At 65.1% G+C, this 2,088-nt stretch carries 1 protein-coding gene; it reads right to left on the reverse strand.

Going from position 1 to position 2,088, the window contains the following annotated elements; genetic code table 11:
- The coding region (locus XalbCFBP2523_RS15685) for a non-ribosomal peptide synthetase (protein ID WP_146084143.1) at window positions 1-2,088 on the reverse strand (2,088 nt) is incomplete at both ends.

Genomic DNA, 2,088 nt, shown 5'->3' on the forward strand with positions numbered 1-2,088 from the left:
GGCATAGGCAGACCCATCCGGTGCCGGCAATGCCTTGCGATCCAGCTTGCCGTTCGGGGTCAGGGGCAGCGCGTCCAGTTGTACGTAGGCGGTTGGCAGCATGTAGTCGGGCAGACGCATGCCGAGTTGGGTACGCACGGCATCGGGGCTGAGCACGACGCCGTCGACATCACCGACCAGATAGGCGACCAGTCGCGGTTCGCCCAGATTGTCCTCGCGCAGCACCACCGCGGCGTCCTGCACGCCCACGCAAGCACGCAGCGTGGCGCCGATCTCGCCCAGTTCGATGCGGAATCCACGTAGCTTGATCTGGTCGTCATCGCGACCCAGATATTCGAGCGTCCCGTCCGCGCGCCAGCAGGCGACATCGCCACTACGGTACATCCGTGTCCCGGGTTGCTCGGCAAACGGATCAGGCACGAAGCGTTCGGCGGTCAGATCCGCACGGCCAAGATAGCCGCGCGCCAGCTGCGGCCCGGCGATATGCAGTTCGCCGGCCACGCCAATCGGCACCAGTTGCCCGTGTGGATCGAGCACGTAAAGGCGAAGGTGCGCAATCGGTTGGCCGATCGGTACGCGCCCGTTGGGCGCGTGCGCATCTTCTGCAGTGATCGTGTGGACCGCGCAGCCAACCACCGTCTCGGTCGGGCCGTATTCGTTGATCAGCCGGGTGTGCGGCGCGAGGGCGTGCCAACGGGCCAGCGTGGCTGGCGGCAGCGCTTCGCCGCCGATCACCATCACCGCCGGGCTGAGCGGCGCCTGATGCTCGACCAACTGCTGGCCCAACACTTCCAAATGCGCCGGGGTGAGTTTGACCAACCCCAGCGGGGTCGGATCGCACAGGCGCTGCCGCAAGGCGTCAAGCGTGTCGTGTTCGGGCAGCAGTTCGACCTGCGCACCGCACAGCAGTGGCGCGAGCAGGCTGGTCAAGGTGGCGTCAAAGGACAGTGTGGAGGACACCACCGCGCTGGGAGTTGGGCGATAGGTCTCAACGGCCCATTGCAGGTAATGCGCGGCGCCGGCATGGGTGAGCAAGGTGCCCTTGGGCTGTCCGCTGGAACCGGACGTGTAGATGACGTAGGCCAAATTATCCGGGCACAGGCCATTGGCGTGGCGGTCGGGATTACTGTCTGGCAGATGCGCCCAATGCTCACTGTCGGCTTGCAGATCGACGATCACCGCCGCAGTGGCACCGTATTCGATCAGGCTACGACTGGCGGCATCCGTCAGCACCGCCACCGCGCTGCAATCGGATTGCATATAGGCCAGCCGCTCCGGCGGATAGGCCGGATCCAGCGGCACATACGCACCGCCCGCCTTCAGCACCGCCAGCAGCGCCACCACCATCTCCACACTGCGCTGCACGCAGATCGCCACGCGATCGTCGGGACGCACACCCAATCCGCGCAGGTAATGTGCCAACCGATTGGCTCGCGCATTCAACTCGCCATACGTCAGCGACACCTCGCCCTGCACCACCGCGATGGCCGAGGGATCACGCGCGACCTGCGCCTCGAACAACTCGTGCACACAGGCATCGCGCGGATAATCCGCTGCCGTCGCATTCCACTCCGTCAACACCTGATGCCGCTCGGCCTCGTCCAGCAACGGCAGACGATCCACCGCCATATCTTCGGCACCCTCGGCCACCATCGACGCCAATAGATGCCGCCAATGGCCCATCCACCGCTCCAGCGTCGCATGCTCGAACAACGCCGTTGCATAGGTCAGACTGCCGACGATCCCCTCTTTGCTTTCGGCCAACGACAATGACAGGTCGAACTGCGCGCTCGTCCTAGCCGCACCCAGCCCGCTGGCCTCAAGTTCGCCTAGGTCCAGGTCGCCTTCCGGTGTGTTCTGCCAAGCGAACATCACTTGGAACAACGGCGCATGGGACAGGCTGCGCGGCGGCTGGACCAGTTCCACCACCTGTTCGAACGGAATGTCCTGATGCGCCTGCGCCTGTAGCGCACGCTCCTTCACCGATGCCAGCAACTGCGCCAGCGTCGGTGAACCCGACACCTCCACCCGCAACGCCAGCGTGTTCACGAAGAACCCGATCAGCCCTTCGGTCTCCGACCTCCCACG

Origin of the sequence: Xanthomonas albilineans, from assembly GCF_002939705.1 — a bacterium.
GTDB classification, from domain to species: Bacteria; Pseudomonadota; Gammaproteobacteria; order Xanthomonadales; family Xanthomonadaceae; genus Xanthomonas_A; species Xanthomonas_A albilineans.